The 25,958-nt window shown below is 64.3% G+C and carries 21 protein-coding genes; 4 read left to right on the top strand and 17 right to left on the bottom strand.

The window, feature by feature from the left end:
* Positions 1 to 64: 64 nt before the first annotated feature.
* The 13 genes from BI347_RS15800 to BI347_RS15740 all read right to left on the bottom strand — a co-directional run bounded on the left by BI347_RS15800 (position 65) and on the right by BI347_RS15740 (position 13,333).
* Positions 65 to 466 carry a hypothetical protein gene (locus BI347_RS15800; protein ID WP_071114994.1) on the bottom strand — a complete coding sequence of 134 codons (402 nt, stop codon included), beginning with the start codon at positions 464 to 466 and terminating at the stop codon, positions 65 to 67.
* The gene (locus BI347_RS15795) at positions 466 to 3,411 is read right to left on the bottom strand and encodes a hypothetical protein (RefSeq protein ID WP_139167233.1); all 2,946 of its coding nucleotides are present in this window, start codon (positions 3,409 to 3,411) and stop codon (positions 466 to 468) included. The genes BI347_RS15800 and BI347_RS15795 overlap by 1 nt, the downstream gene beginning before the upstream one ends.
* A gap of 37 nt (positions 3,412 to 3,448) precedes the next feature.
* Positions 3,449 to 4,051 carry a hypothetical protein gene (locus BI347_RS15790; protein ID WP_139167131.1) on the bottom strand — a complete coding sequence of 201 codons (603 nt, stop codon included), beginning with the start codon at positions 4,049 to 4,051 and terminating at the stop codon, positions 3,449 to 3,451.
* A 107-nt stretch (positions 4,052 to 4,158) separates the two neighbouring features.
* Complete coding sequence (locus BI347_RS15785; protein ID WP_071116293.1) at positions 4,159 to 4,518, bottom strand: hypothetical protein; 360 nt, start codon at positions 4,516 to 4,518, stop codon at positions 4,159 to 4,161.
* Between the two features lie 34 nt (positions 4,519 to 4,552).
* Positions 4,553 to 4,813, bottom strand: coding sequence for a hypothetical protein (locus tag BI347_RS15780; protein ID WP_071115016.1), 261 nt, complete (start codon positions 4,811 to 4,813; stop codon positions 4,553 to 4,555).
* Entirely contained in the window at positions 4,813 to 5,994 is a 1,182-nt protein-coding gene (locus BI347_RS15775; protein WP_139167232.1) for a DotG/IcmE/VirB10 family type IV secretion system protein, read from the bottom strand. Before BI347_RS15775 ends, BI347_RS15780 begins: the two co-directional genes overlap by 1 nt.
* Positions 5,984 to 7,063 (bottom strand): DotH/IcmK family type IV secretion protein, encoded by a 1,080-nt coding sequence (locus BI347_RS15770; RefSeq protein ID WP_139167101.1) that lies wholly within the window; start codon positions 7,061 to 7,063, stop codon positions 5,984 to 5,986. The genes BI347_RS15775 and BI347_RS15770 overlap by 11 nt, the downstream gene beginning before the upstream one ends.
* A 5-nt stretch (positions 7,064 to 7,068) precedes the next feature.
* Positions 7,069 to 7,722 (bottom strand): DotI/IcmL family type IV secretion protein, encoded by a 654-nt coding sequence (locus BI347_RS15765; protein ID WP_158020802.1) that lies wholly within the window; start codon positions 7,720 to 7,722, stop codon positions 7,069 to 7,071.
* A 216-nt stretch (positions 7,723 to 7,938) separates the two neighbouring features.
* Positions 7,939 to 8,274 (bottom strand): hypothetical protein, encoded by a 336-nt coding sequence (locus BI347_RS24280; protein WP_071116291.1) that lies wholly within the window; start codon positions 8,272 to 8,274, stop codon positions 7,939 to 7,941.
* Between the two features lie 30 nt (positions 8,275 to 8,304).
* Positions 8,305 to 9,402, bottom strand: a complete 1,098-nt coding sequence (locus BI347_RS15755; protein WP_071116290.1) for a sulfotransferase family protein — start codon at positions 9,400 to 9,402, stop codon at positions 8,305 to 8,307.
* Positions 9,386 to 10,045, bottom strand: coding sequence for an adenylyl-sulfate kinase (cysC, locus tag BI347_RS15750; protein WP_071116289.1), 660 nt, complete (start codon positions 10,043 to 10,045; stop codon positions 9,386 to 9,388). The genes BI347_RS15755 and cysC overlap by 17 nt, the downstream gene beginning before the upstream one ends.
* 231 nt (positions 10,046 to 10,276) lie before the next feature.
* The gene (locus BI347_RS15745; RefSeq protein ID WP_071114745.1) at positions 10,277 to 12,094 is read right to left on the bottom strand and encodes a DUF1302 domain-containing protein; all 1,818 of its coding nucleotides are present in this window, start codon (positions 12,092 to 12,094) and stop codon (positions 10,277 to 10,279) included.
* Positions 12,095 to 12,154: 60 nt separating this feature from the next.
* Positions 12,155 to 13,333: a M20 aminoacylase family protein gene (locus BI347_RS15740; RefSeq protein ID WP_071114744.1), complete on the bottom strand. Its 1,179-nt coding sequence runs from the start codon at positions 13,331 to 13,333 to the stop codon at positions 12,155 to 12,157.
* A gap of 285 nt (positions 13,334 to 13,618) precedes the next feature.
* On the opposite strand from BI347_RS15740, the gene BI347_RS15735 reads away from it, so the two are divergent.
* Positions 13,619 to 14,683, top strand: a complete 1,065-nt coding sequence (locus BI347_RS15735) for a GlxA family transcriptional regulator (RefSeq protein ID WP_071116288.1) — start codon at positions 13,619 to 13,621, stop codon at positions 14,681 to 14,683.
* A 47-nt stretch (positions 14,684 to 14,730) separates the two neighbouring features.
* On the top strand, positions 14,731 to 15,246 hold the full coding sequence (locus BI347_RS15730) for an AAA family ATPase (protein ID WP_071114742.1): 516 nt from the start codon (positions 14,731 to 14,733) through the stop codon (positions 15,244 to 15,246).
* 45 nt (positions 15,247 to 15,291) lie between these two features.
* On the opposite strand, the gene BI347_RS15725 is transcribed toward BI347_RS15730, so the two are convergent.
* On the bottom strand, positions 15,292 to 15,798 hold the full coding sequence (locus BI347_RS15725; protein ID WP_071116287.1) for a hypothetical protein: 507 nt from the start codon (positions 15,796 to 15,798) through the stop codon (positions 15,292 to 15,294).
* 584 nt (positions 15,799 to 16,382) lie between these two features.
* Between BI347_RS15725 and BI347_RS15720 the strand changes: the two genes are divergently transcribed.
* Positions 16,383 to 16,907 carry a HisS family protein gene (locus BI347_RS15720; RefSeq protein WP_420837170.1) on the top strand — a complete coding sequence of 175 codons (525 nt, stop codon included), beginning with the start codon at positions 16,383 to 16,385 and terminating at the stop codon, positions 16,905 to 16,907.
* Between the two features lie 46 nt (positions 16,908 to 16,953).
* Here the strand turns inward: BI347_RS15720 and tldD are convergent, their stop codons facing one another.
* From tldD to BI347_RS15705, 3 genes are read right to left on the bottom strand one after another with little or no spacing between them, the layout of a single operon-like run.
* Positions 16,954 to 18,396, bottom strand: coding sequence for a metalloprotease TldD (gene tldD, locus BI347_RS15715; RefSeq protein ID WP_071114685.1), 1,443 nt, complete (start codon positions 18,394 to 18,396; stop codon positions 16,954 to 16,956).
* 10 nt (positions 18,397 to 18,406) lie between these two features.
* Positions 18,407 to 19,216, bottom strand: coding sequence for a carbon-nitrogen hydrolase family protein (locus tag BI347_RS15710; RefSeq protein ID WP_071116285.1), 810 nt, complete (start codon positions 19,214 to 19,216; stop codon positions 18,407 to 18,409).
* Positions 19,213 to 23,040: a YhdP family protein gene (locus BI347_RS15705; RefSeq protein ID WP_158020801.1), complete on the bottom strand. Its 3,828-nt coding sequence runs from the start codon at positions 23,038 to 23,040 to the stop codon at positions 19,213 to 19,215. The genes BI347_RS15710 and BI347_RS15705 overlap by 4 nt, the downstream gene beginning before the upstream one ends.
* Between BI347_RS15705 and glnE the strand changes: the two genes are divergently transcribed.
* Positions 23,021 to 25,861 carry a bifunctional [glutamate--ammonia ligase]-adenylyl-L-tyrosine phosphorylase/[glutamate--ammonia-ligase] adenylyltransferase gene (gene glnE, locus BI347_RS15700; RefSeq protein ID WP_338032394.1) on the top strand — a complete coding sequence of 947 codons (2,841 nt, stop codon included), beginning with the start codon at positions 23,021 to 23,023 and terminating at the stop codon, positions 25,859 to 25,861. The genes BI347_RS15705 and glnE overlap by 20 nt on opposite strands.
* Positions 25,862 to 25,958: the final 97 nt, after the last annotated feature.

Below are 25,958 nucleotides of genomic sequence, written 5' to 3'. Positions count from 1 at the left end.
AAATCGCGCTCCATATATTTACTTTGGTAGTAATCATATCAAACATTTTTTAAATATGCTGGCTTTATTGCAGCGTGGCGGGCGGCAGCACTTGCGCCGCCAGTTCCGCGTCGCCCAATACTTGCTCCAGCTCGCCGCGCCGGTAATCGAAATCCGCCTGCCAGCGCTGAATCTGAGCCGGCACCCGCTCCAGCTTGCGGAACAGCATGGTGCGCGGATGGGCGCGGGCCCAATCGCACAGGCTCAGCAAGGAATCGTGCGGCATGTCGATCAGGCGCGCCAATAACAGGTGCGAAGGCAGAAAGCCATGCAGCCGGAACCAGACGCCATCCTGAAAACTCGCCTGCGGCGCTTCGCGGCCTATCCTGCCGCCATTCTCCAGCGCCCACGATTCCGGCACCGAAACATCGCCCTCCTCATCGGCGAACCAGTAAGCCAGCATGTCGCGCCATACCGTGTTTTCCATCAAAGCCCCCCTGCAATCTCGGATACGATTTCTTTTATGATGTCCGCCTCGCGCTTGGCGCCGCCCCAGGCGTCGATGCGCTTGTCCAGTTCGCTGACGGCGTCGCCGCCGGGAAAGCGCCTGGCCAGCCGGCTCAACGCCTCGCGGTAGCCGACAAACCTGGCCACCTGGCTGCGGATTTCCACATTGGCCGGCGTGGTGGCGTAAGCCCACAGTTCCACCCCGCCAGGCTTGAAATACAGCACCCGCTCCACCACCGCGCCCTTGATCCGGCTGTACAGCAGCATGGGCGCGCCCAGCGGGGTCAGACCCTGGATGCGGTTGGCCAGCGCCTCGTCGGCATACTCGCTCAAATCCATGGTTTTCTTCAGGTCGTCGCGCACCTCCTTGGAATCGGCGCGCAGCACCCAGATATTGGTGGCCAGATTCATGATGGACTTGGGAAAGTCGGTATGCTCCTGCGAGGCCAGCGCGATGTGCACCTTGTACTTGCGCCCCACCCGCACCAGCGTCTCGATCAGGCCCAGCACCATGGGCGAGCTGATATTGTGCAGCTCGTCGTAGACGATGCGCTTCACCTCGTTGCGGTTCTTGCGCAGCTCGCGGCGATGGTACTCCATATACTGCGCCGGGCAATCCATGGTCGGCACCACCTCGTCGTCCATGTAGAAGCCGCGCGCCAGGAAGGCGCTGGTAGCCAGATACATCACCTCGCCCTGCTTCTGCGACGCCGCGCCCTGGCCGCCGGTGACGTCGGCCAAGTCTACCGCCACGATCTTGGCGTTGGAAAAGTCCAGCGCGGTCTCGTACGCCAGCAACGGAAAGCGGCTGCTGATGGAACCCAGCATGCGGTTGCAGAAATCCAGCATCGACGAGCCGCCTGGAATCACTGCGTCGGTATAGTTGTCCTTGATGCTGGGCGTGGCCTGCATCACCTGGCTCAAATCGGGAATGATGGGCACGGCGTAGCGCTGGGCCACGGTGGCGGCGCGGATTTCGCCGCAGTTGAACAACATGTCCACCACGCTCCACCAGGAACACTCCTCTTCCGGATGCTGGTTGTTCCGCTGCAGCGCCTCGTCCACTTCCGCGTTGCGGCGCGGCTGGTATTTCTTGGGCTTCTCCACCGAGAAATAGCGGTAGGCCGCCGTCACCAGCGTGTCCACCAGCTCGGCGATTTCAGGTACCGGCCTGTCCTGCCCCACCGGCGTCAGCAGCAAGGTGACAAAGTCCACCAGGAAGGCCTTCTCATCCGGCACCGCCGAGCGGCAACCCAGCATGGTATCGAAGGGATTCATCGCATTGCGCTTGTCTATCGACAGCCGGTAATGCTGCGCCAGGTACTGTTTATCTATCGGCAAGGACGCCTTGACCGTGTCGATCAAGCCCTTGGAGGAATAGCCGACGTCAAGAATGGCCATTCTGGGAATATCATCCTTGCCCGGCTGCAGGATGGAACCCAAATTGAGCGCCTGCAGCAACACCGACTTGCCCGAACCCATGGTGGCGAACATCACGTCCACCCAGGCTTGCTGCAATTGCGAACCCACTTGGTAGACGAACAGCTTGCCATCCTCGGTCAACATCATCATGTTGCCGTAGCTCCAGGGCGACGCCGGCCGCTCGATGGGCAGGATGGCAGCCAGCATCTGCGAGGGCATGATCAGTTCCGGCGCCAGATTGCGGAAACCCGGCAAGGTCCCCATCGCCACTTCGCAAGGGTTGCCGAACTCCTGTATCACCTGGCCGCCGCCCCAGCCGTTCAGCGCAGCCGCCAGCTCGGTGAAGCGGTCGGTGGCCTCCTGCTTGCTGCCGCCCCAGGTCACCACGGAAATCTTCACGCCGACAAAGGTGGTGGCGCCTATCCGCTCCAGTTCCTTCACCTCGTTGATGGCATCGACGATCTTGGAGTTCTGCCCGCCGAAAGTGGAAAATTTGAGGAACTGCGCCACCGACTTCTTGGTGGAGAAACGTCCCGACGCACTGCCGGACAACAGCTGGAACGCCATGCGAAACGGAATTTCGCCATGAATGCGCGCGGTGGGCAGGATGCGCAGCAGGCTGTTGAACACCTCAGGCTGCGAAATGGGGAATTCGAAGTAGCCGCTGGAATAGAAACGGTTTCCCACCCGCGCCACGCCCTCCTCCGGAATGTTTTCCAACTGGCGGCGGAATATCTGCAACCCCGGCAAGGGAGGGATGATGTCGTCGCGCTGGCCGGCGATGGTCGGCTGCGCGCGCGTCGGCAGCGCGCCGCTCTTTTTCACCGAGTCGGGCGTGATCGGGCTCAGACCCTCTCCCGAGCCGTCCCACAGATCCGCGTCCAGCACGATGGCCTGCTCCATGGTCAGCGGCTGCGCCTTCAGGCTGAAAATGTTGATCAGGCCTTCCACATATTCCTTGCACACCCCCAGATGGCGGTTGCGCATCGCCGGAATGAAGCTTTCGCTTTGCGCCATCTCGCCGCCCGACCAGTTGGCCGCCACCTTGCGCATCTCCTTGGGCAGAATGGCCGGCGAAGTGGTCACCACGATCAACGCGAGCTCCGACGTCACGGTGCGCGACAGAATGTCCTCGCGCTCGTCCAGGATGAAGTTGACGTCCATCCCTATCCTGGCCGTGGCGGAACGGATGCTGTTGGCCTGCTTCCTCACTTCCTTGCGCGAGGTTTCCTTGTCGCGCTGGAAAATGATGTCCACCACGATGCCGGAACGCCTGGGCAGGCTGGCCAGCATGGCGGACAGCTTGGCCAGACGCTCTTGATACGCCTCGCCGTCGAATGACTGCAAGGCGCCGTCGAGCTTGTAGATGGTCATCAGACCGCCGCCGCGCAAAGAGATGACGTTGCCCGAGCCCGTGGTCCACGCGCACTTGTCCCACAGCGCAGCTCCTCGGAGCTTGGGAATGCGCTTCATGAAGTTGTCAAACGCGTCAAATATAGTCACTGCTCACCTCTTAACTCTTCAGACTGCGGCATCCGGTTCAAGCCCCGCTCTGCGCCGCATCATGGCGCCGCAACGCGCCCACGCCTTCCGGCCGGTAGGACAACGGAAAAATCAGCCTCAAGCCATTGCGGGTGAGAAGCTTGACGGTTTCCTCGTAGGAGTCTTCGCGATTCTTCATCAGCACCTTGAAAAAGGTCGCCAGGTTATCCACTGTCCCGCGGCTGCCCATATAGCTCTCTACCAGCTTGGCGGACTGCTCGAAGTGCCGCTCCAGGTTATGGCCCAAGTCGCTTTCCGCCAGCCTGGGCATCGCGCGGCAGATCCGGTTGATCGCCTCTTGCGAACGGCCTTTCTCCACCCCCCAAAAAGCGCCCGCCCGCAATGCGGCGCCCACATGCTGGGTGGCCCGGCAGTAGTGGCACAGCACCAGCCAGTTGTCCGGATTCTCGTTCCGATAGTCGTCGTCCAGCGCCTCGCCCTCCAGGAACTCCCTGCTGCGGTAGCCGCAAAACTGGCAAGCATGCCTTCTGTATTCAAACAGCGAGCCAAGAAAGCCAGGCGCCGGATGACTGGCGATGGAGTACAACCCATCCTCTATCCCCGGGTAATTCCGGTTGCGGTAGATTTGCACGCTTAGCATTTTAAATGTTTTATAAAATATATACTATAACAAACATTATACGCAAAATTCGATATGTCATGACAATAAAAAACCCGCCTCAGGCGGGTTGCGGTAAAACGCCGGCCTCACATCAGAGTGTGGCCGCCCATACCGATCCAGTCCGGCGCGAAATACGCGATCACGCCGCCCAGGCCTGCGAACAGCGCGGTCTTCATGTGGCCGCGGTCCTCCCTGCCCGGCTTGCCGGACACATAGATGTTCCAGCCGGAGAAACCCATGCACATCACCCCCACCAGCTGCAGGCCCATGCCGATCACCTCCTTGAACGAGGTGATCAGGTCCTTGGTCTGCTTGGCGGTATCCATCAGACTCTTGCCAGAGCTGCCTGCCGTCGTGGCCACCGTATCGGCGAGCGAGGTCTCGGTGGCCAGCAAGGCCAGCACCGCCACCATCAGAAGCAGATTTCCCTTTTTGAACTTCAACATTGTTTCACTCCTTAAGCCTCATCGGGCTGCGTTATCAGGACAGACTGGGAAAGGTGTTGCGCACCAAGGCCCAAGCGTCCTCCATGTAATAAAGAAATATGCCGGACAGAAACAGCACGAATATTTTCCAACCATCGCCCGCCTGAGTGAAACGGGCATCGCCGCTTTTGTACATCGTCCATCCCGCCCTGCCCATCGCCGCCAGACCCAGCAACTGACTGAGCGCATACACTACCTCGCGTATCGCATTGCCCGCCGCCAACGCGTCTCCCGCCAGCAAGGTTTGATCAAACATCACTGCCCCCCGGTAAATGCATCGTCAAGAAACAGAACGCCTATCAGTTCACTTCTGCCCAGAATCACCTCCGATTTGTTGAATCTAGCCGCCCCCGCCGTCGCCACCTGGGCCACGGCCTCCACCGTTTTGCCCACCGCGTACTTGGCCGGCTGGTCAATCTTGGGCACGGTTGTCACCGCGCCGCCGTTCACCACCGTGGTTTCGCCGCCGCTGGTCAGCGCCGTGGCGTAATTCCCCAGAAAGGCGCCAGCCGCGATCATGCCGAAACGGTCGAGATAATGGCCTTTCACCGCGCTGGCCACCGCCTGGGAATTGGTCTCCTTATCCACCAGCACCGCATCCACCGGCACCACGCGGCCATCCGCCAATCGCATCTTGTTCAGTTTGACCACCAGCGCGTCATAGCCTTCGGTATACGTGCCGAACAGCTGGGCATCGCGTTTGGCGCCGTCTTCCACGATCCGCACCATCACCGTGGTGCCCGTCTGGTAGGACGAAGTTTCATTCAGCGTCACCGCCGCCACGCGCTCGCCCATGAAAGCCACCCTGGCGCCCTTCTGCGGCCGCGCGCCGTCGGAGCCGCCGCCATCGAAGCGCCCGGCCGACGGCGCCGCGGCCGCGCCGCCGTACCAGTTCACCAGTTTGCGCTCCTGTTGCGGCGCATCGCCTTTTGCGCGGTTGTTTTGGAATTTCTGCAACCACGCACTCTGCTTCTGCACTGCCGCCGCATCCAGCAACGGCTGCAAAGACGGCCCCTGGGGAATGGGGGGCATCTGCCCGCCGGAACCCGAAGACGGATCGCCCCGGTCGCTCAACGCGCCCACCTCGGCCACATACGCGCCGCCGCTGGCGATGGCGTCTTTCTGCCGACCATCGCGCTGGCTGTTCAGCAAGGCGTCGGCGGTACCGTACACCGCCGGCTGGCTATGGTCGTCCGCCACCGCCAGCGTGCCGGCGTCTGCCGTGCCTGTGTCGGCCATCTTCTCCGGCGTACTGGCCATCGCCGCCGATTCCCGCCCGGCATCCTTGGGCGCGCTGACTTTCTTGTAAACCAGCATGGCGGCGAAAAAGGCGATCGCCACGCCACCGAAAATGATCAGCCGCAACTTGCCGGCATCCTTGCCGCCAGGGCCCTTGGGCTGATTGCCGAAATCCACCATGTCCGACTTATTGCTCATAGCCGCCCCATCGAATGACAATTGCGCGCGAAGTGCCCGCCATGCCCGTCACCATCGAAGACGGCCGGTAATCGAACTCGTACGCCGAGCCGCCATCGTCGTCGCGGGTGCTGGTGCGGAAGTTGCGCGGCGACAGCAGGGTCACCCCAGGACGGACCTTGACGAAAACCCGGTTGTCCGACAGCCGCTTCCAGACCTTGACCGCATCGCCGCCGGTGTGGGACACCGTCTGCATTTCATCGCCTACGGTTTCCTTCAGCACCGCCATCAATGTGCCCGACAGCGGCGACTGGTATTCATCGCCGCGGTTCAACGCGTCGCCGCCCATCCAGGTCAACCGCAGGTCGGCCGCGAAATCCACCCGCTCGCCGCTTTTCGGATAGAGCGATCTGACCTTGATCACAACCGGCCGGAAGGAACCGGCGGCGAATACCGTCAGCGAAGTCGAGCCGGAACCGGACGAATCGATCACGATGGCGTCCTTGGCGTCGCCGCCGGATGTTGCCGACGCCGGCGCCAGGCCGGCCGCCCCCGCCAGTGCGCCGACCTGCGCGGCGGGCGACGACTGGGCATCGCCCGGAATGGGATGAATAGTGAGAAAAGCCATGCCCGGCACACTGCCGGAAATCTTCAGCGGCTGTCCCGCCACATCGGTCAGGCGCACCGTCACCGGATAGCCCACCGCCACCGTCAGGTCCACGGTCCGCCCAGGGCGAACCGGAATCGTCCGTTGCTCGCCCGATACCGGTGGAGAGTCCTTCATCTTCTCCACCTTCTCCACCTGACGACGGTACATCCGGATCTGGCCCGGATCGAACGGCACCGCCTCCTTCATCACCGAACCGAACACCGGATCAGCTTCCATCGCCCTCTGCAGCGGATCCCTGGTTTGCTGCCTGCCCGACTGAGCCGACGCAGCCGCAGGCGCCTGCACCGCCAGCCGCGGATCGCTAGCGCTATTGGTATAAAACTGGCCGCCGGCCGGATCGCCCGGCTGAGCCGCCGCGGCCGCGTGGGACACCGCCCAGGCCGCAATCAGCAAGACCCGGCTTGCAATCTGACTTCTCACGTCCCTCACCCCCTGTCCTTGACCATGTAAAGGGCGAGAATCCGATAGTCTTTCGTCCCTCCGGCCGCCACCAGCCCGACCACCACCTTGAACTTCATCTGATTGTCCGCGCGCTTGGTGCGGTTCAGATAGCTGAGCGTCCCGCTGGCCTCGAACTCCCAGGCCTCGACGCCGGCCTGCTGCCCCTTCCCGACCAGGATGGGTGAGCTGGAGAGCTTCATATTGCTGATCAGCTCGCTATCGAGTACCGATTTGAATGTCCCCGCCGCTTCCAGCTGGCTCTTGAAGGTCAGCCAGGAATCCTCGGTGAAGTACTTGCGCGAGACGTCGGAGAAATGAGGCTCCAACTCGGTCCAGTTGTAATTCAGCACCTGGGGCAGGGCGTAAGCGATCCATGCTCCAGCCTGGTTCTCATTGAAAACTGGAGAGTTGCTGGTCAACAGCTGATATTGACGGCCATCCGGCGTCACCGCGGTGAACTGCGGCAGCGGCGCCTCCTTGCGCGCCAGCGCGACCAGAGCCACCGCCTCCAGCAGGCAAGCCGCGGCCAGGCCGAGAATGATCAGGGTCTTGCGGCGCGAATCATGGCGCAGGTTTCCCGACTCACCCATGGTGTCCCTCAAGGCCCGGTCCACCTCTTGATCATTCAAATTCATCATGGACATCGAAATTTCCAAAATATGGTTCGATACAATATCTATCTTATCAAACATTTTAACCATGAAGACACATGCTTGCCAACAAAAATTATGGCTGCGGGATCCACGCCTCTCTTCCAAACCCGAAGCCGGGGACGCCCCCTAACGGCAAGTTCCGGACGCCGTGCTCCCGATCAACCCGACACATCCAGGCCCGATGCCCTCAGACCGGCTCGGCTAAGCAATCGACCAGACAAGGAACGTCTGATGCTCCGCCTGGCCGGTCTGGCCGATGAAATTCTGGCCAAGATGCCAGTCGGAGGTATGGAGGACGCGCATGGAGAACCATGGGAGGAAAGGGATAGCCGGCCTGGCAGCAATCCAACTGGCCATGCATGCGCGCAGCACCTGCAGCGCGGGTTCGATCTGGCATCGCTGCCGCTCTGCCACGATGATGCGGATCAGCGTCCAGCTCTGCAACTCCCTCAAGCTGCTGCCGACATTAGAGCCCACGGCATAGCGCGTTTCCGCCGGCTCTTCCGCCGTCATCCCCCGACCGTTGATGAACAGCAATGCGTGAATCTACGCCCTGACGGCCAAGCCTCAATGCGTATCCGCCATCCGCGCCGCAGGCGCCTCCGCCAAGCCGGTCGGCGATATCGCCGCATTGCGCAGCAGTCTTTGCCGCAAGCCGGCCAGGTAGTCGGCCCGGCCCTGCCGGAGAATGTAGTCGCGGTAGTTGTCGCGCTTGAGGTCATCCCAAGCGTGCTGGCGCGCGCGGCTGGAGTGCGCTTCGGCGGCAGCCGCCAATTCCTCCGTAATCGGCAACTGGGCCGGCGTCAGCATCGGATAACCGTAGCGCTGCATGTAGTCGCGGCAGCCGGTTTCAATGATTTCGATCTCGCGCATCGACAGTTGCTGCCTGAATTTGTCGGCATGCGCCGCAATCGGCGGAAAATGATTGGAAGACCACAGCGCCGACAACTGCGAAATCTGCGCGGCCTCCGCCGAACTGCGGATATCCAGCATCTGCGGCAGAAAAGAAATGCCGAAGAAATCGCACACCTGGCGCAGGATGGCCTGCTGGTCGGCCAGGAAGTCCTCGTAGCGTATGGTCAGCACCTTGTCAGGCTGGTGGACCAGCAGACGGTCCGCCGCCTGGTAGGCCGCCAGCCAGGTGCGGACGTTCAGCACGGTATCGAAATCATGGAGGATGGCGCGGTTGATCGACGCCACCTGCGCGCGCGGATCGCGCACCACATTGAGGAAGCGCAGCCGCGGAAACAGCGTCAGCAACTCGTCGGCGTAATGGACGCTGTCCAGCGACTTGTCCATCACCACCTTGGCTTGACTGTGCTCCCCCGCCCGCAGCAGTAGCTCCCATACCACCTGATGCACGCTGCGCGGCCGATCGCCGATCGCTTCGAAGATCTCCACCGGATCGAATACCACGTTCGGCCATTTGACCATGCTGACCGTCTGCAAGCCCACCACATCCACGATCAGCTGGAAATAGGCGCGGTCATCCGACAGATCGCCATACAAAGGCAGCAGCGGCATGAAATCGACGATATGCAGCGGATAAGGCGAATAGAACTCCCGGCTGAAATTCAGCCGCAGGCGCAAGGCGTGGCTGCCGCAGCGGCGCAGCGGAATCATCAGCGCCGGCAACGGCCGGCCCGCGTCAGATGTGATACTCATGGTCATACCTTTCCACTTCCGCCAGCGGGCTGCAACAGTGCCGCGCCATGCAAAACAGCATGTCGACGGATTCATCCAGCCGCAGCGCGCCGGTGTCCAGCTCCAGCACCGGATTGCGCGGCGCCTCGTACGGCGCGGAAATACCGGTGAACTGGGCAAGCTCGCCAGCCCTGGCCTTGGCGTACAAGCCCTTGCAATCCCGCTGTTCGCAAATGGCCAGCGGAGTGCTGACATAGACCTCGGCGAATTTGTGCTCGCCGACGATGCCGCGCGCGGCTTCGCGGTCGCTGCACAGCGGCGAAATGCAGGCGCTGATCACAATCAAGCCGGCGTCGTTCATCAACCGCGCCACTTCCGCCACGCGGCGGATGTTCTCCTGCCTCTCCGCCGCGCTGAAACCCAGGTTGCGGTTGAGTCCGTGACGCAGGTTGTCGCCGTCCAGCACCACGGCGGAAAAACCGGAGCGGACCAGCCTGGCTTCAAGCTCGTAAGCGATGGTTGACTTGCCGGCGCCGCTCAGGCCGGTCAGCCAGATGGTGAGGGCGCGATGGCCGAACAACTGCTGACGGTCGACCAGCCGGACCCGGCTTCCCATTTTGAAGATGTTGGCCGGGAATCCGGTTTGCCTGGGCGCGGTATCCATAATATCCCTCCGGTGATTGGATGCGGCCGGCCGGGAAGGACAAGCGATCTGCAGCAATCACATGCTAGATATCTTGGTAATAGTGCGTAATGTACGAACATAACTGATCAAAAGAACAGAGCTAGTATTTGTACGGATCATTCAGAGCATATTTAAGATAGGCCACCCATTCCATCGGATTAACTTGCATGTCCAGCGTTCCTCTCGGCCTCTCGCGCCGCAACAGCCGGCTCAGAACTTGATTCCCGCGCTGACCATCGCCAGGCTGCGATCCGACAGCGTGTTGTAGTTGCCGCCGCCGGTGGCCAGATATAGCAGCTCGAACACATAGCGCTTGCGGTATTCGCCCTGCAGCCGCCACAGCGCGCTGCGTCGTCCCTCCATGAACTGGCCGTCCTGCGAATAGCCTTTTACGTCATAGCCCAACACCAGCGACGGCATCAGGTCCAGCCCCGGCAGCGCGCCGGCATAGCGCTCCTCCAGCTTGGCGCGAATGCCCCAGGACACCGATGTGACGAAGCCATCCAGCGCGCAAGTCGCCCCGGTTCCGCTACAGGACGGCGTGGCCGCGCTGGGCGCCTGGCCAAATCCCACCCGGCCATAGCGCATCGCGTACGGGTCGGGCAGGCTGGACAGATATTTCACCCCCACCTCGCCGGAGAGCCTGGCCTCGCCGCCCAATACCCTGCCCAACGGCTGCTGGCCGCCCAGCGAGAACTGGCTGCTGTGAAAAGTGTCGTAGCCGCGCGCCAGATAACCGGTCGGCGTGTGCGCCAGATAACCGAGCGGCCCGGTGCCGGTCAGCACGCCGTACAGGAAGTCCGCGCCGTTCCAGGCCACCGGCTGGTTGGGCCGATAGCTGAATTCGCTGTAGATGCCGGTGCCGCCCGGCAGCCTGGTCTTGAAATTGACGCCGAACATATGAATGTTGTCGGGATAACTGCGGCGGAATTGGCCGGCGATGCCGGTAGGCGCGGCCAGCCCCAAATTGGCGGCCGCCGGCAGCAGCACGCCGGGACCGGTCCTCACCATTTGGTTGAAGCTCATCTGGCTGGTCTGGTTGGAATAAAACAACCCCAGTTGGCCTACGCCGTCAAACAGATAGCTGATGCTGGCGCCGTATTCGCCGCCATAGGGCTTGTCGTCCGGCGCGCGCTGGATGTAATCGAGCGGATTGGCCGCCGACTGCTGGTCGCTGGTGACGACATTGCGGCGCAACAGCATGCTCAGCAGGCTGCCGTTGAGCGTGAGCTTGTTGCAGCCGGGCTGGGCGTAGTCGCTGCCGGAGTAGAATGCGCCGCAAGCCGGATAGGCATTGGGCTCGAACTTGAACTGGTAATAGCCGTCCAGCGTCAGCCGCGGCGTGGCCCCCAGCTTGGCGTAGAAAGCCGGCGCCGGGATGTTGACCATTTCCGGGATGGTGCCGGAGCGGCCCAGCGCATTGAAATCCATCGCATTCACCTGCTGGATGCCGCCCAGGATGGTGGTGGGCGTCACCCAGGGAATCACCTGCTGCCCCAGCCGCAGCAACAGCGACGACTGCCCCAGTTGGTAGCGGCCATACACATAGGCGTCGTCCAGCACCGCGCCGCTGAAACGCCCCAGCTGGGTAAAACCGGCGTCGTTGAGCGGCGCACCGGCAACATAAGCATTGGGCGCATGGCCGTGCGGAACCGCGTCGTGGATCAGGCCGTAGTCGTACCACGCCTTGCCGCTGACGAACAGTCCGGCATCGCGGTAGCGCAGATCGCCCTGCAGGTAGCCCTGCCACGATTCCGACACCAGATCGCCGCGCCGGTAGTTGAGATCGCCGTCGTTCAGCGAGTCCATCAGATTGGCGTGGCTGGTGAAAACCGGATTGGGGTTCTCCATCCGGTAGACGCTGCCCAGCGCCATCGCCCCTTTGGTTTCCAGCTGGACCGCCCCCCAGTCGAACCGGCTGCCTTCGCCCAGGCCGGACGGCAGAGTGCTGACCGTGATCTCGCCCGCGTGGCCGGCCCCCGCCGCCAACAACCATACCAGTGGGCTGCATGCATGCATCCGCTTCATCCGCCTTGCTCCTCATTGTTGTTTTCGCGACGCCGATTGCGCCGCCTTGCAGAGGCGCTGCTATTTCAGATAGGCCTCCGCCAGTTTTACCCAGTAACTGGCGCCCAGGCTGAGGATCTCGTCGTTGAAGTCGTAACCCGGGTTGTGGATCATGCAACCGCCCTTGCTGCCCACGCCATTGCCCAGCACCACGTAGCAACCAGCCACCTTTTCCAACATCCAGGAAAAATCGTCGCCGCCCATTGCGCCTGCGGGCAGCGGCACGATGCCCGCAGGCCCCACCATGCCCTCCGCCACCTCGCGCGCGATGCGGGTTTCCTGCGGCGTATTCACCAGCACCCGCGTCACTGGTTTCCAATCCATCCACGCCTCCACGCCATAGCTTTGCGCCTGCAGCGTCACCAGCTCGCGCAGCCGCGCCTCGATCTGCCGCTGGATCGCGGGGCTGTAGGTCCGCACCGTCAGCTCCAGCTGCGCGCTGTCTGGAATCACATTGCTGGCGCTGCCGGCATGCGCCGAGCCCACCGTCACCACCGCGGGCTGATCCGGCGGCAGATTGCGCGACACGATGGTCTGCAGCGCCAGGATGATGGAAGCCATCGCCACGATGGGATCGACGCAGGTATGCGGCATGCCGCCGTGGCCGCCCTTGCCGGTGAGAGTGATGGAGACGATGTCGGCCGACGCCGCCAGCACGCCCGGCTGCACGATGAAGCTGCCCACCGGCAAGGTGGGGCCGTTGTGCATGGCGAACACCGCGTCGCAGGGGAAACGCTCGAACAGACCTTCGGCCATCATCCGCGCCGCGCCGCCCTGGCCTTCCTCCGCCGGCTGGAAGATCAGATTGAGCGTGCCGTCGAACTGACGGCTCTCGGCCAGGTGCCGCGCCGCCGCCAACAGCATGGCGGTATGGCCGTCATGGCCGCAGGCGTGCATCTTGCCCGGCAGCTTGCTGGCGTAAGGCAGGCCGGTTTCCTCATGGATGGGCAGCGCGTCCATGTCGGCGCGGATGCCCATGCTGCGCGATCCGCTGCCGCAGCGCAGCTGCCCCACCACGCCGGTGCCGCCCAGACCCGCAGTCACCTGGTAACCCCAGGCCCGCAACGATTCCGCCACCAGTCTGCTGGTGGCCTCCTCCTCGAAACCCAACTCCGGATGGGAATGGATATTGCGGCGGATGGCGATGAACTGCTCTTCGTGTTGTTTGATGGCGGGAATGACCCCTGGCAGATTGCACATGTCGACACTCCGTTTCCATGCGGTGGCGATGGCGGCGCCTGCCGGCCAAAACCGGCCTGGGCGCAGCTCTGACTTCAGTTTATGAACGGAGTGGCGACGAAGATGGGGGGAGGATGGCCATTCGGCGGGTTGATATCGCCAGCAATCAGCTTGCTGGCGCAAGGCAGCGATTGCGCCGCCGACTCTGCATTTGGAATAATCAAATACAAAACAACATGCAATCAGTCTTGATTTTGCCGGCCGGCTTCGCCAAGGTTAAAGCGGATATCGCCAAGGCAGACCATCATGAGCACATGCGTAGACCTGCTTTACCTGCCCAACTGTCTCGGAGGAACGCTGTTTTCGGCCATCGACGTGTTGCAGGCTGCCAATAAACTGTGGCATCTGCGCCACCCGCGCCAGAAAACGCCGCGTTTCCTGTGGCGCCTGCTGGATGCCGACGGCGCCACCCTCCCTTTGCCGCCCTGGCTCTGCTCCCAATCCGGCGCCCCAAGCGCGCAAGCCGGCCAATCCGTCCTGCTGGTGCCGGGCATCGACATGGACAGCGTTCCCCACCTCAAACAACAACTGGACCGCTCAGGCGCCGCGCTGGCGCTGATTGCCCGGCGCCATGCCGCCGGAGACATCATCGCCGCCAATTACAACGGCGCCGCCATGCTGGCCCGCGCCGGCATACTGGATGAGCGCAACGCCACCATCACCTGGCTGATCGCCGGCTGGTTTTCCGGCCACCACCCCAAGGTGCGGCTGTTGATGGACCGCCCAGTCACCATCGACGGCAACATCTTCTGCAGCGGCGCGCCGGCTTCTTCCATCAATCTTGCGCTGGAGCTGGTCCGCCATTTTGCCGGAGACGAGCTGGCGCAGAGCTGTACCAACGGGCTATTGTATCAACCGGCCCGTTTCGAGCAGTCGGGCCAGACCCTGCCGCTGCTCGGCACCCCCACCCGCGACAGCCCGGTGTGCAAGGCCAGGCGCTGGCTGGAACAACATGTGACCGAGCCCTACAGCCTGGACAAAGTGGCAGAAGCCGCCGCCGTAAGCAGCCGCACCCTGCTGCGCCACTTCCGCGAGGTGGCGGACATGACGCCGCTGGAATACCTGCAACAACTGCGCGTGGAAAGGGCCAAGCTGCTGCTGGAGGTCACCACCGCGGACCTGCAGGGCATCATGGAGCAATGCGGCTACGAAGACGCCAGCTCCTTCCGCCGCCTGTTCCGCCGCCAGACCGGCCTCACTCCCACCGCCTACCGCCGCGCCTACGCGCTGCGCGCCACGCGGCGCTGGTGGCGCGCCGGCGACGCCGTCGTCCCGCCCCGGGAACGGGCCGCGACCGGCTTGTCAGCCTGATGCGTATCCATTACGGTGTCCGCCATCCACAAAGCTGAAAATCCTCCATGAAACTGGTCATCATCGGCAACAGCGGCAGCGGCAAAACCTGGCTGGCCTCCCGACTGGCCGAGCGCCATCAGGCCGCGCTGATCCATCTGGACCACCTGTTCTGGCAGCAGGGCGGCTTTCGAGCGCCGCGCCCGGCGGAGGAAGTGGACGGCATGATCAGCGCCGCCCTGAGCCAATCCGGGTGGATCGCCGAAGGCGTATTCGGCGATCTGGCCGCCCGCTTCCTGCCCCAGGCCGATGCGCTGATCTGGCTGGACGCGGACTGGACGCTGTGCCGAGCCCGCCTGCAGACGCGCCTGGCGGCGCAAGCGCTGCACATGGGCAGGCCGCAGGACGAGGCCTCTGCCAAGGCGCTGCTCAGTTGGGCCGAAAACTACGGCGTCCGCCGCGGCCATTGCTCGCACAGCGGCCATCTGGCGCTGTACGAGGGCTTCGCCGGCCACAAACGGCGGCTGGCGTCGCCAGACCAAGTCAACGCGCTGGCCGCCGCCGGCCTGCAACTGCAGGGATGACAAGCCGGGCCATCCCGCGCCCGGCCCTTTACCCCCGTCACGTGCCTACGGCGTCACATGCATGTACGGCGTGGTGGTCAGCGTGGCGGAAATCGCGCAGCCTCCCGCCAAAGGCGCGTTGATCAATGCGATCGTCGTTTCGCTGCCGCTATCGGCGATCTGCCCGTTGACCAGGCTGGGACCGCATTGGCCGCCCAGAATCGGCGTGTTGACGCTCACCGACACATTGTCGATCACCAGTTGCGTGGCAGCGGTAACGCGCCCCACCCACGGCGCCGCCGGCGTGGCGCTGGCCTTGATCATCCGGCACACCGGAATCCCCTTGAACGCGGCGCTGGTGATCAGCACATTGCCGCTGCCGTCAACCGTGCCGCTGAACACCGCCGTGCAATCCACGTCCACGCCGGACTTGCCCACCGTGGCCGGCCCCACCGCGGAAAACGGAATCGCCGCGCCGCCCGGCCCCGGCGGCGTGATCGTCACCGCCCCGGCCATCGCCACCCATCCCGCCATAATCCAGACCGTCAATCCCGCCTTGTGCTTGTTGTTCATGTTCTGCTCAACCTTACGCAATTGCTGACATGCAGGCCCAGGCCTGCCCGATAACCGCCGAGGGGCGCCTCCCCGGCCGGTCGTTGCGCGTCGACGCGCCTATCCGGCGTTGGCCGCGCCGCAGCGCAGTCCGCCTTAGCGAGCAAAATAAAATGAAAACGTCATTGAAGTGTTGACGCAGATCAGTCCCGCCTCCCCGCCTGTCACGCCGCCTGGCACAATAGCCAGCCAAGCGGCCGTCCTTGACAGGCCCGCGCGGAAGAAACATGCTTAAGTCATGAAAAGATCGACTCCCAGCCAATTCCACCATCACCACGGCAGCCAATGCTGCGCCGCGGCGATGGCCGCTGGACGGACGACAAGCCACTAGCCTCCGCCAGCCCCGCCCCAGGCGCCTCACGGCGCCTTTTTTATTGTCGCCATTCCGGCGCAACCAAACCGACAGGAGACAAGCATGACCATGCCAAGAGGCGTTCAGATCATCACCGGCCAGCAGGCCGCCGCGCAAAGAACGCTGGAGAACCGTTTCCGGAGCCATCTTCATTGACGCCGGAGCGGAAGAAGCCATCCTACCCGCGCTTTGGTTGCAGGACACCTTCATCGCCAAAACCGGCGGCAGCGAAATCATCGGGCAGATGTGGGCTTTTCCCGACAAGAAAGGCCGCCCCTGCTGCCTGATCCCGGAAGCCACGGCGCTGCTCCAGGAACGGAAGCGCGAGCTTCTGGCCGGCAGGCATGAAGCCGGCTTCTTCTACATCGCCCGCTGTTACCGCTACGAGCGGCCGCAGGCCGGCCGTTACCGCGAGTTCACCCAGCTCGGCTTCGAATATCTATGCCCGGATCCGGCCGATGCGCTGGGCCGCAGCCGGCAGTTGTGCCTGGCGTTTCTGGACAGCCTGGGCCTGCGCTACCAGCTGGATGGCGCGGCCAAGCGCGGGTTGAGCTACTACTTGGACGGAGAAGGATTTGAGGTGCGGGCGCCGGAGCTTGGCGCGCAAAAACAGGTGGTGGGTGGAGGAGCCTACCGCGAGGGCGCCGGATTCGGCATCGGACTGGAAAGGCTGGCGCTAGCGCTGAGCATCCAGGCCGGACAACAAGAAACCGGCTGAAGGGGAAAAACCCTGTCCGGCGGCCAAGCGCCGGACAGGGGCCGGATCAGGCGCCGGTGCCGCCGACCGTAAGGCCGCCGTCTATGCGCAGCGTCGGCTGGCCCACGCCCACCGGCACGCTCTGGCCTTCCTTGCCGCACACGCCCACGCCCTGGTCCAGCGCCAGATCGTTGCCTATCATCGACACGTAGTTCAGCACCTCGGGACCGCTGCCTATCAGGGTGGCGCCCTTGACCGGATAGGTGAGCTTGCCGTCCTCGATGCGCCAGGCTTCCGACGCCGAGAACACGAACTTGCCGCTGGTGATGTCCACCTGGCCGCCGCCGAAGTTGACGGCGTAGATGCCATCCTTGACCGAGGCAATGATTTCCCGCGGATCGTGCTGGCCGGCCAGCATATAGGTATTGGTCATCCGCGGCATCGGAATGCTGGCGTAGGATTCGCGCCGGCCGTTACCGGTGGCGGCCACCTGCATCAGCCGCGAGTTCATCGCATCCTGCATATAGCCTTTGAGGATGCCATCCTCGATCAGCACGGTGCGCTGGGTGGCATTGCCCTCGTCGTCGATCGCCAGTGCGCCGCGGCGGCCGCCCATCACGCCGTCGTCCACCACGGTGACGCCGGGAGCCGCCACCCGCTCTCCCATCTTGCCGGAGAAGGCCGAAGTGCCCTTGCGGTTGAAATCGCCCTCCAGGCCGTGGCCTATCGCCTCGTGCAGCAGCACGCCCGGCCAGCCCGGCCCCAGCACCACTGTCATCTGGCCCGCCGGCGCCGGACGCGAGTCCAGATTGGTCAGCGCCTGCTTCACCGCCTCGCGCACATAGCGTTCGATCACCGCATCGTCGAAATAGGTGAGGTCGAAACGGCCGCCGCCGCCGGACGAACCCTGCTCGCGCCGGCCGTTCTGCTCGGCGATCACCATCACCGACGCCCGCACCAGCGGACGGACATCGGCCGCACGCACGCCGTCATGGCGAGCGACGTAGACCACGTCGTACTCGGTGGCGAGGCCGGCCATCACCTGGATCACGCGCGGATCCATCGCCTTGGCCAGCCGTTCCACCTTCTCCAGCAAAGCCACCTTGGCGGCGGCCTCCATGCTGTGACAAGGGTCGATGGCAGGATACAGGGATTTGGGACGGCGCGTGTCCACCGCTCCGGCGCTGCCGTCTCCGCCCACTTGGCCGATGGCGCGCACCGCCTCCGCTGCGCGGGTCAGCGCTTCCTGGTTGATGGCGTCGGAATAGGCGAAGGCCGTCTTGTCGCCAGACACGGCCCGCACGCCCACCCCCTGGTCGATACTGAAACTGCCCGACTTGACTATGCCCTCCTCCAGATGCCAGCCCTCGTTGCGGGTGTACTGGAAATAGAGGTCGGCATAATCGATGTCATGGCGGCGCATGTGCGCCAGGGTCTGCTCGATGGCGGACTCGTCCAGACCGTAAGGCTTGAGCAGCAGTTCATCTGCAGCGGTGAAGGCATCTTGCATCGGAGTTCTTTCAACGTATGACTCGGTGCTCCAGCGCCGGCAGGCTGCTGCGCACCGATTGGATCAAATCGGGATCGATTTCGGCGACGATCACGCCCTCGCCCTGCTCCAGCTCGGCCAGAATGCGGCCCCAGGGGTCGATGATCATCGAATGGCCATGGGTCCTGCGGCCGTTCTGGTGCAAGCCGCCCTGCGCCGACGCCAGCAGATAACATTGGTTCTCTATCGCCCTAGCCCTCAGCAACGGTTCCCAGTGCGCCTCGCCGGTCGTCGCGGTGAAGGCCGCCGACATGATCAGCAGGTCGAACGGCGCCAGCAGGCGGTACAGCTCGGGGAAGCGCAGGTCGTAGCATATGCTCAGCGCGATGTCGGCCAGCGGCGTCTCAGCCTTTACCGGCGTCTGTCCGGCGCTGATGGTATTGGATTCGCGGTAGCTTTCGCCTTGCCCGGTGAAGCCGAACAGGTGGATCTTGTCGTAGCGGGAAACCACCTCACCCTGTGGATTGTAGAGCAGACTGGTGTTGAGCACCTTCTCCGGATTGTCGGCGGCCAGCGGCACCGTGCCGCCCAGCAGCCACATGCCGTGTTTGCGAGCCATATCGGAGAGCGCCTGCTGGATCGGCCCCTCGCCATAGGCTTCGCGCACCGCCACCTTGGCGGTTTCATGCGCGCCCATCAGGCAAAAATACTCAGGCAGCACCGCCAGCTGGGCGCCCTTGCCGGCCGCCTCGGCCAGCAATTGGTCGGCCCGGGCCAGATTGGCGGCCAGATCGCAGCCGGACACCATCTGCACCGCCGCGGCGTTAAACTTCTGCTTCATGGTTTCTTCCCCTTGATGTTGACCGGCTCGCCCACGCTCACTCTCACCACCTGCGGGTCTTGCAGCGAACCGCTGACTGAGTAATCGAGCGACAGTATCTTGCCCACCGGGTCCTGCAGCACCTTCTGCGCCGCCAGCGTGGCGATGCCCACCACCGGGTTGAGCAGGGCGGCGCCGGCGGCCAGCGCCACGCTTTCCGCCACATGCGGCACCACGTGCACTTTCAGGGCCTGGCTCTCCTTGACCAGGTCGACGCTGCCGGAGATGGTGACCTCCGCCGCAGGGCTCTTCATCTCCACCCTGCTGGAGTTGAATACGCCGTTGCGCACGCTGGCCGCTCCCTGCAGAGTATCAAATGCAAAGCCGTCGCTGAAGACATCCGTGAAATCGAGCCGGATGCGGCGCGGCAGCGACTGCAGGCTGAGCACTCCCAGCAGGCGGGCCACGCCCGGGTCCACCTTGGCGAAGCGGCCGCTCTTGAAGTCCAGTTCTAGCTGGCCGGACAGATGGGCGGCATCCAGATCGCTCAAGCCGCCGGGCCAGTTCAAATGGCCGGACAGCTTGCCCTGGCCGTTGCGGAACACGTCGCCCTGGCCGAAGCGGGCCAGCAGCTTGCCGGCGTTGGAGATATCCAGCACGAATCGGCTGTCCACGCTGCCCGCGCCCTGTTCGTTCACCTGCGCGCTGCCGGACAAGTTGCCTTCCGGCGTAGTCAGCCTCAGCGGGTCCATCAACCAGACGCTGCCATTGCGCCGCGCCACCATGTCGAGCTGGCCTATCGACCTTCCCTGCAGCGACAGTTCGCCGATATGGATCTTCATCGCCGGCAGCTGCTGCTTCAACGCCGCGCCGGAAGGCGGCGTATCGCCGCGCAGCGGCCAGTTCAGGGCCAGCCGCTCCAGGCTGGCCTGCAACAATCCGCCTTCGCCCGGCCGGTAGCTGAGAGTGCCCGCCGCTTCGCGCGAACGCAGTTGCACCGCCCACTGCTCGGACTGGCCCCGGTTGGAGACATGGGCGCTGACCTGATGCAGCGTGAAGCCTTGGGCCGCCAGTTCCGGGCTGTCAATATCCAGCGCCAGCGCCAGACCGTCGTGGGGCAGGCTGCCGCCGCCCTCCAGCTTGGACAGTTGCTGCCACCATTCGTCCAAGTCCAGCCGTGGTTGCTGCACCCGAACCGCCAGGCCGGCGGCCGGCCACTCACCGGAGCCGCGGCCCACGCCCAGGGCGCCGGCCTGCAGATTGCCATGCTCGTCCAGTCGCAGCTTGCCGCTCAATGCCCGGCCCAGTTCAAACTCCAGCCGCATGGCCGGCGCGAAACGGGCCGGCGCCGGATGCAGCTGCAATTGCAGGGGCAGCTCGGCCGCCGCGGCCTTGCCCAGCGGCGCCGGCGCCTCCAGCGCCGCTCCCTTCAGGCTGGACGACGCCGACAGGCTCTCCAGGCCGTCGCGGACCACAAACTGGCTATCGAAGCGCGCCCGGCCGGACACCAGCGGCGAGAGCGGCGGCAGGTACTGCCGGATCACCTCCTGCGCGTCCGCCTCGCCGCCCACGTCGAAACGCATGCGCTTGTCAGGGCCGGTATGGGCGGTCAGCCGGAACGGACCGCCGAAGGCGTGCACGACTACGCCCTGACTATCCACCCCGCGTTCGGTGAACGTCAGCCGTCCCTGCGCGCCGCTCAGCGGCGGCAAGGGCAACTGGGTGAATTGCAGTTGGTTGTGCCTGAAATCGATATCGCCACGCACCTTGACGGCTTCATTGCCCGCCAGCGGCACCGCCAGCTGCAGCTTGAGCCCGGCGGGGCCGGCGGCCTTGATCTTGCCGGTGAAGCCGCCCAGCCAACCGTCCACCGGGCTCTTGGTGGTGAAGGCCAGCATCCGGTCCAGCCTGTCGTCGATCTGGCCGTCTATCTTCAGCCACGGCACCGCCGCGCCCAGCTGGTCTATTCCCACCCTGACCTCGCGCAAGGGCACGCCAAGCGTGCTGGCGCGCGGGCTCTCCACCAGCATGGATTCATTATGGAAGCTCAATTTGGCGTCGATATCGTCTATGGTCGGCCAGCCGGGCTGGTACAGCAGCTTTGCCTTTTCGACATCGGCTTCCACCAGAAATTCGCCGCCCTTGCCGCCGGCAAACGGAAACTGGTCCAGATTGCCCTTGAGCTTCAGCGTCACATTGTGGGCCATGCCGTCCAGCAGCGCCTTGCGCAGCCAGGCGCTGGTGCGTTCTCCCACCTGATGCGGCAGATAAACCGGAATCCGGCTAGCCTTGACCTCTCCGACCACCGCCGTCAGGTCGATCTGGCCGGCGCCGCTGCCACCGTGGTGGTATGTGCCCTGCAACCTGCCGGAAAGATCGGCATTAGCGAAAACAAGCTTATTGAAGGCGATGTCCAGCGCCGGGCCCTGCTGGCGCCAGGACACATCGGCCGCCAGGCTGTCGAACGGCAGGCTCTGCGCATACAGCGCCGGATAGATCACCTCGGACTTGCCGGTATCCAGCTTCAGTTGACCGCCCTGTTCGCTGAAGGCGATGCTGCCGGTCACGCCGGATACGCCTGGCAAATCGGCGAAAGGCTGCCAGCCCAGCGACTCGAAGCGCGACTTCAGCTTGAAGCTGCGCGGCGCCTCCACCGGACCCTGCCAGCCCAGCGTCAGGCCATGCAGCGCGCCCCGCGGCGAAAAGCGGGCGAACAAGGGGTTGGCATCCACGCCCAAGGCGTGGATGAAAGGACTGAGGTGGCCGACATCGACATTGTCCAGCGTCAACTCGCCGCCGCCCTGGGCACCCGGGCGCCACTGCCCCTTGATGGAGGATTTGTCGAAAGCCAGCCCGGTGGCGCTGGCCAGGGTCAGGCCGCTGGCGAATATTTTGTAGCTGCCATCGCCCTGGCGGTCCAGCTGCAGCTTGCCCTGCAGCTGCGGCAACACCATCTCGCGCGAGCTAGGCGGGGTGTAGGCGGCATTGCGCACATTGACATCGGCCTGCAGGCTGCCGACGCTGCCGTCGGCAAACGACATTTCCAGCACGCCGTCACCCTCGCCGCTGCGCAGCACGCCCAGCTCGCGCATATAGCGCGACCACACGTCGGCGCGCGCGCCGTTGAGCGCAACCCGCAGCGAACCCGACCACTGCTGCCAGCGGTTGATGTCATCGCCGCGCCAACTGGCGTCCAGCTCGAAGCCCTTGCCCAGCGTGGCGGCCGGCAAACCGGCCAGATGCAGCCGATGGCCCAGCAAGGTGCGCTCCAACAGCAACTGGCCCTGTTGCAGATCCAGCCGCGGCAGGCCCAGCCTGTCGTCCTGCCAGCTCAGGCGCGCATTGCGTATGTCCAGCGCGGGCTGGCGCAGCAGCCAGTTGCCCAGCGCATTGTCGGACGAAGGACCGCTGCTCAGATCGAAACCATTCAGATAGATCACGCCGCCGGCCGTGCGGCGCAGCTCCACCGACGGGCCGTTCACCATGACCGACAGCCGCGGCTCCCACGCCAGCAGCGACGTCCACGACGGCTGCACCGTGACCTTGCTCAGGGTAAGCGCCTGACCCGATACCGGGTTGGCGATGGCCACCCGGTTCAGTTCGAACTGCGGCGCCACGCCCTGCCAACGCCCCGCCAGGCGGACGATGCTGACATTGTGTCCCAGCGCGCCGGACAGGCCCTGCTCCAGCTGCGGGCGATATTGATCGAGATTGGGCAGCAGCCAGAAGGTGAACGCGCCGAACGCGGCGGACAACAGGACACAGGCGGACAGCAGCAGCAGCCCCAGGGCGAGCAGGCTGCGCTTGAGCACGCGCAAAACGTGGATGTGGGACAACGGCGACAAGGGCTTTTTCAACTATGGCAAACCGTTACAATGGCGTTGTGAAAAGATGCGGCAACGAAAACCGGCTGCAGCCCGCGCTCCCGCGCGGCGCTTATCCAGCCGCGCTAAACCGTCCGGAGTCATTATGCCAGCAAACACGGCCGCTGCCATTGCCCGCAGCTGCGAGTTTTCCCAATATCTGTCGCGCCTCCTGGCCGCCCGTCCGGATGAACGCCTGCGGCTGGAACTGCAGCTGAACCAACCCTTCCTGCTTCAGGATATGCAGGAGTTCACCGACTGGCCAGCGCTGTCGGCGTCGGAACAGCTGACGCCGGCGCTGCGCCGGCTGCGCCAGGCGGTGATGGCCCGGATCATCTGCCGCGACATCAACGGCCTGGCCACCCTGGACGAGGTGGTGTCCACCATCAGCCAGCTGGCCGAGTTCGCCGTCCGCCAGGCGCTGTCCTGCGCCTGTGCCGCCCTGCCGCAATACGGCCGGCCGATAGGCGAGGACAGCGGCGAGGCGCAGCAGCTGATCGTGATCGGCATGGGCAAGCTGGGCGGCGGCGAATTGAACGTCAGCTCCGACATCGACCTGATCTTCGTCTACCCGGAAAGCGGCGAGACCGACGGCGCGCGCCAAGGCGGGAAAAGCATCAGCAACCACGAATACTTCACCCAGGTGGGCAAGCGGCTGATCGCGCTGATCAACGACATCACCGCCGACGGCCAGGTGTTCCGCGTCGACATGCGCTTGCGCCCGTACGGCGACTCCGGCCCGCTGGTGATGAGTTTCGCCGCGCTGGAGAATTACCTGCTCAGCCAGGGCCGCGAGTGGGAACGCTACGCCTGGATCAAGGCCAAGGCCATCACCGGCGACGCCGACGGCCTGAACCAGCTGGTGCGCCCCTTCGTCTACCGCAAATACCTGGACTACAACGCCTACGGCGCGATGCGCGAGCTGCACGCGCAAATCCGCCGCGAAGTGGCGCGGCGCGACATGGCCGACAACATCAAGCTGGGGCCCGGCGGCATCAGAGAGGCCGAATTCATCGCCCAGGTGTTCCAGCTGATCCGCGGCGGCCGCGACAAGACGCTGCAGCTGCGCGGCACCCGCGCCACCCTGGCCCGGCTCGCCGAGCTGCGCCTGCTCGAACCATCGGCGGTGGAAGAACTGCAGGACGCCTACGCCTTCCTGCGCAATCTGGAGCACCGGCTGCAATACCTGGACGACCAGCAGACGCAAACTCTGCCTTCGGCGCCCGAAACCCGGCTGAAGATCGCCGCCGGCATGGGCTTCGCCGACTGGGACGCCTTCCAGTTGGCGCTGTCCGACGTGCGCCGCAAGGTCAGCCGCCATTTCGAGCAGGTATTCATCCTGCCCAGCGAGGATAGCCCGGACCATCCGCTAGCCGAATTGTGGCTGGACGTGGCCGAGCAGGACACGCAAACCAGGCTGGCCGAGCTGGGCTACTCCGACCCGGCCGCCGTGGCCCGCCAGCTCAAGAGCCTGGCGCAAAGCCAGCGCTACCTGCAGATGCCGCTGTCCGGCCGCAAGAAGCTGGACGCGCTGATGCCGGCGCTGATCGAGGTGGCGTCCCGCTTCCCCAACGCCGACGACACCCTGTCGCGCATCATCGGCCTGATGGAGGCCATCAGCCGGCGCGCCTCCTATCTGGCTCTGCTCACCGAATACCCGCAGACGCTGCAGCGGCTGGCCTCGCTGTACTCGTCCAGCGCCTGGGTGTCCGCCTACCTCAGCCACCACCCCATCCTGCTGGACGAGCTGCTGGACGTGCGCGTGCTGTACGCCGCGCCTGACTGGCCGCAGCTGGCCGGACAGCTGGAGCAGCAGCTGGCGCAGGCCGATGGCGACGTCGAAGCCAAGATGGACGCGCTGCGCCACTTCCAGCACGCGCAGGCTTTCCGCCTGGTGGCGCAGGATTTGGCCGGCATGTGGACGGTGGAGGCGCTGTCGGACCAATTGTCGCTGCTGGCCGACCTGGTGCTGGACGCCGCCGTGCGCCACGCCTGGCTGGACATCTCCAGCCGCCACCGGGAGACGCCGCGCTTCGCGGTGATAGGCTACGGCAAGCTGGGCGGCAAGGAGCTGGGCTACGCCTCCGACCTTGACATCATCTTCCTCTACGACGACCCGCATCCGGATGCCGCCGAACTTTACTCGCGCCTGGCCCGCAAGCTGTCCACCTGGCTAACCAGCGCCACCGCCGCCGGCGTGTTGTACGACATCGACCTGCGCCTGCGCCCCAACGGCGCCAGCGGCCTCTTGGTCAGTTCCATCAGCGCCTTCCGCCAATACCAGGAAACCCAAGCCTGGGTATGGGAGCATCAGGCGCTGACCCGCGCCCGCTTTGTGGCTGGAGACGCCGCCATCGGCGAACAGTTCGAAGCCGAGCGCCACGCCATCCTGACGCTGGCGCGCGATCCGGCAAAGCTGCGCCAGGAGGTGCTGGACATGCGCCAGCGCATGCTGGACAGCCACCCGGCCCGGCAGGACGATGTGAAAAACGCCCGCGGCGGCATCATAGACATCGAATTCATCGTCCAGTACCTGATCCTGGCCCACGCCAGCCGGCTGCCCGCCTTTACCGGCAACACCGGCAACATCGCCCTTTTGGCGGTGGCGGCCGGGGCCGGCCTGATAGACCGCCAACTGGCGGAAGATGCCCGCGCCGCCTACCGGCTGTACCGCCGGCTGCAACACGCCGCCCGGCTCAACGACAAGCAGAAAGTGGAAGTCGACGATGCCCTGCGCGATGCCTACAGCCGCGGCTGCCAGCTGTGGCAACAGGTTTTCGAGCAAGCGCTCGATTTTTCCTGATGCCGGGTTCACAAGCCCGGCGGCGACGGTATACACTGGCCGGTCAAGGCAAAAGCGCAGGCTGCGGCTAACGCGGACCGGACGCGCGGATAAAGCA

Origin of the sequence: Chromobacterium sphagni, assembly GCF_001855575.1 — a bacterium.
In the GTDB taxonomy this organism is placed as follows: Bacteria; Pseudomonadota; Gammaproteobacteria; order Burkholderiales; family Chromobacteriaceae; genus Chromobacterium; species Chromobacterium sphagni.
This window is presented reverse-complemented; position numbering and strand designations above follow the sequence as displayed.

Bases quoted from the DNA above. Each gene is read 5' to 3' on its own strand.
- BI347_RS15800 (WP_071114994.1), bottom strand. From the start codon at position 466: ATGGAAAACACGGTATGGCGCGACATGCTGGCTTACTGGTTCGCCGAT.
- BI347_RS15790 (WP_139167131.1), bottom strand. From the start codon at position 4,051: ATGCTAAGCGTGCAAATCTACCGCAACCGGAATTACCCGGGGATAGAG.
- BI347_RS15785 (WP_071116293.1), bottom strand. From the start codon at position 4,518: ATGTTGAAGTTCAAAAAGGGAAATCTGCTTCTGATGGTGGCGGTGCTG.
- BI347_RS15780 (WP_071115016.1), bottom strand. From the start codon at position 4,813: ATGTTTGATCAAACCTTGCTGGCGGGAGACGCGTTGGCGGCGGGCAAT.
- BI347_RS15775 (WP_139167232.1), bottom strand. From the start codon at position 5,994: ATGAGCAATAAGTCGGACATGGTGGATTTCGGCAATCAGCCCAAGGGC.
- BI347_RS15765 (WP_158020802.1), bottom strand. From the start codon at position 7,722: ATGATGAATTTGAATGATCAAGAGGTGGACCGGGCCTTGAGGGACACC.
- BI347_RS15755 (WP_071116290.1), bottom strand. From the start codon at position 9,402: ATGAGTATCACATCTGACGCGGGCCGGCCGTTGCCGGCGCTGATGATT.
- cysC (WP_071116289.1), bottom strand. From the start codon at position 10,045: ATGGATACCGCGCCCAGGCAAACCGGATTCCCGGCCAACATCTTCAAA.
- BI347_RS15745 (WP_071114745.1), bottom strand. From the start codon at position 12,094: ATGAAGCGGATGCATGCATGCAGCCCACTGGTATGGTTGTTGGCGGCG.
- BI347_RS15740 (WP_071114744.1), bottom strand. From the start codon at position 13,333: ATGTGCAATCTGCCAGGGGTCATTCCCGCCATCAAACAACACGAAGAG.
- BI347_RS15735 (WP_071116288.1), top strand. From the start codon at position 13,619: ATGAGCACATGCGTAGACCTGCTTTACCTGCCCAACTGTCTCGGAGGA.
- BI347_RS15730 (WP_071114742.1), top strand. From the start codon at position 14,731: ATGAAACTGGTCATCATCGGCAACAGCGGCAGCGGCAAAACCTGGCTG.
- BI347_RS15725 (WP_071116287.1), bottom strand. From the start codon at position 15,798: ATGAACAACAAGCACAAGGCGGGATTGACGGTCTGGATTATGGCGGGA.
- tldD (WP_071114685.1), bottom strand. From the start codon at position 18,396: ATGCAAGATGCCTTCACCGCTGCAGATGAACTGCTGCTCAAGCCTTAC.
- BI347_RS15710 (WP_071116285.1), bottom strand. From the start codon at position 19,216: ATGAAGCAGAAGTTTAACGCCGCGGCGGTGCAGATGGTGTCCGGCTGC.
- glnE (WP_338032394.1), top strand. From the start codon at position 23,021: ATGTGGGACAACGGCGACAAGGGCTTTTTCAACTATGGCAAACCGTTA.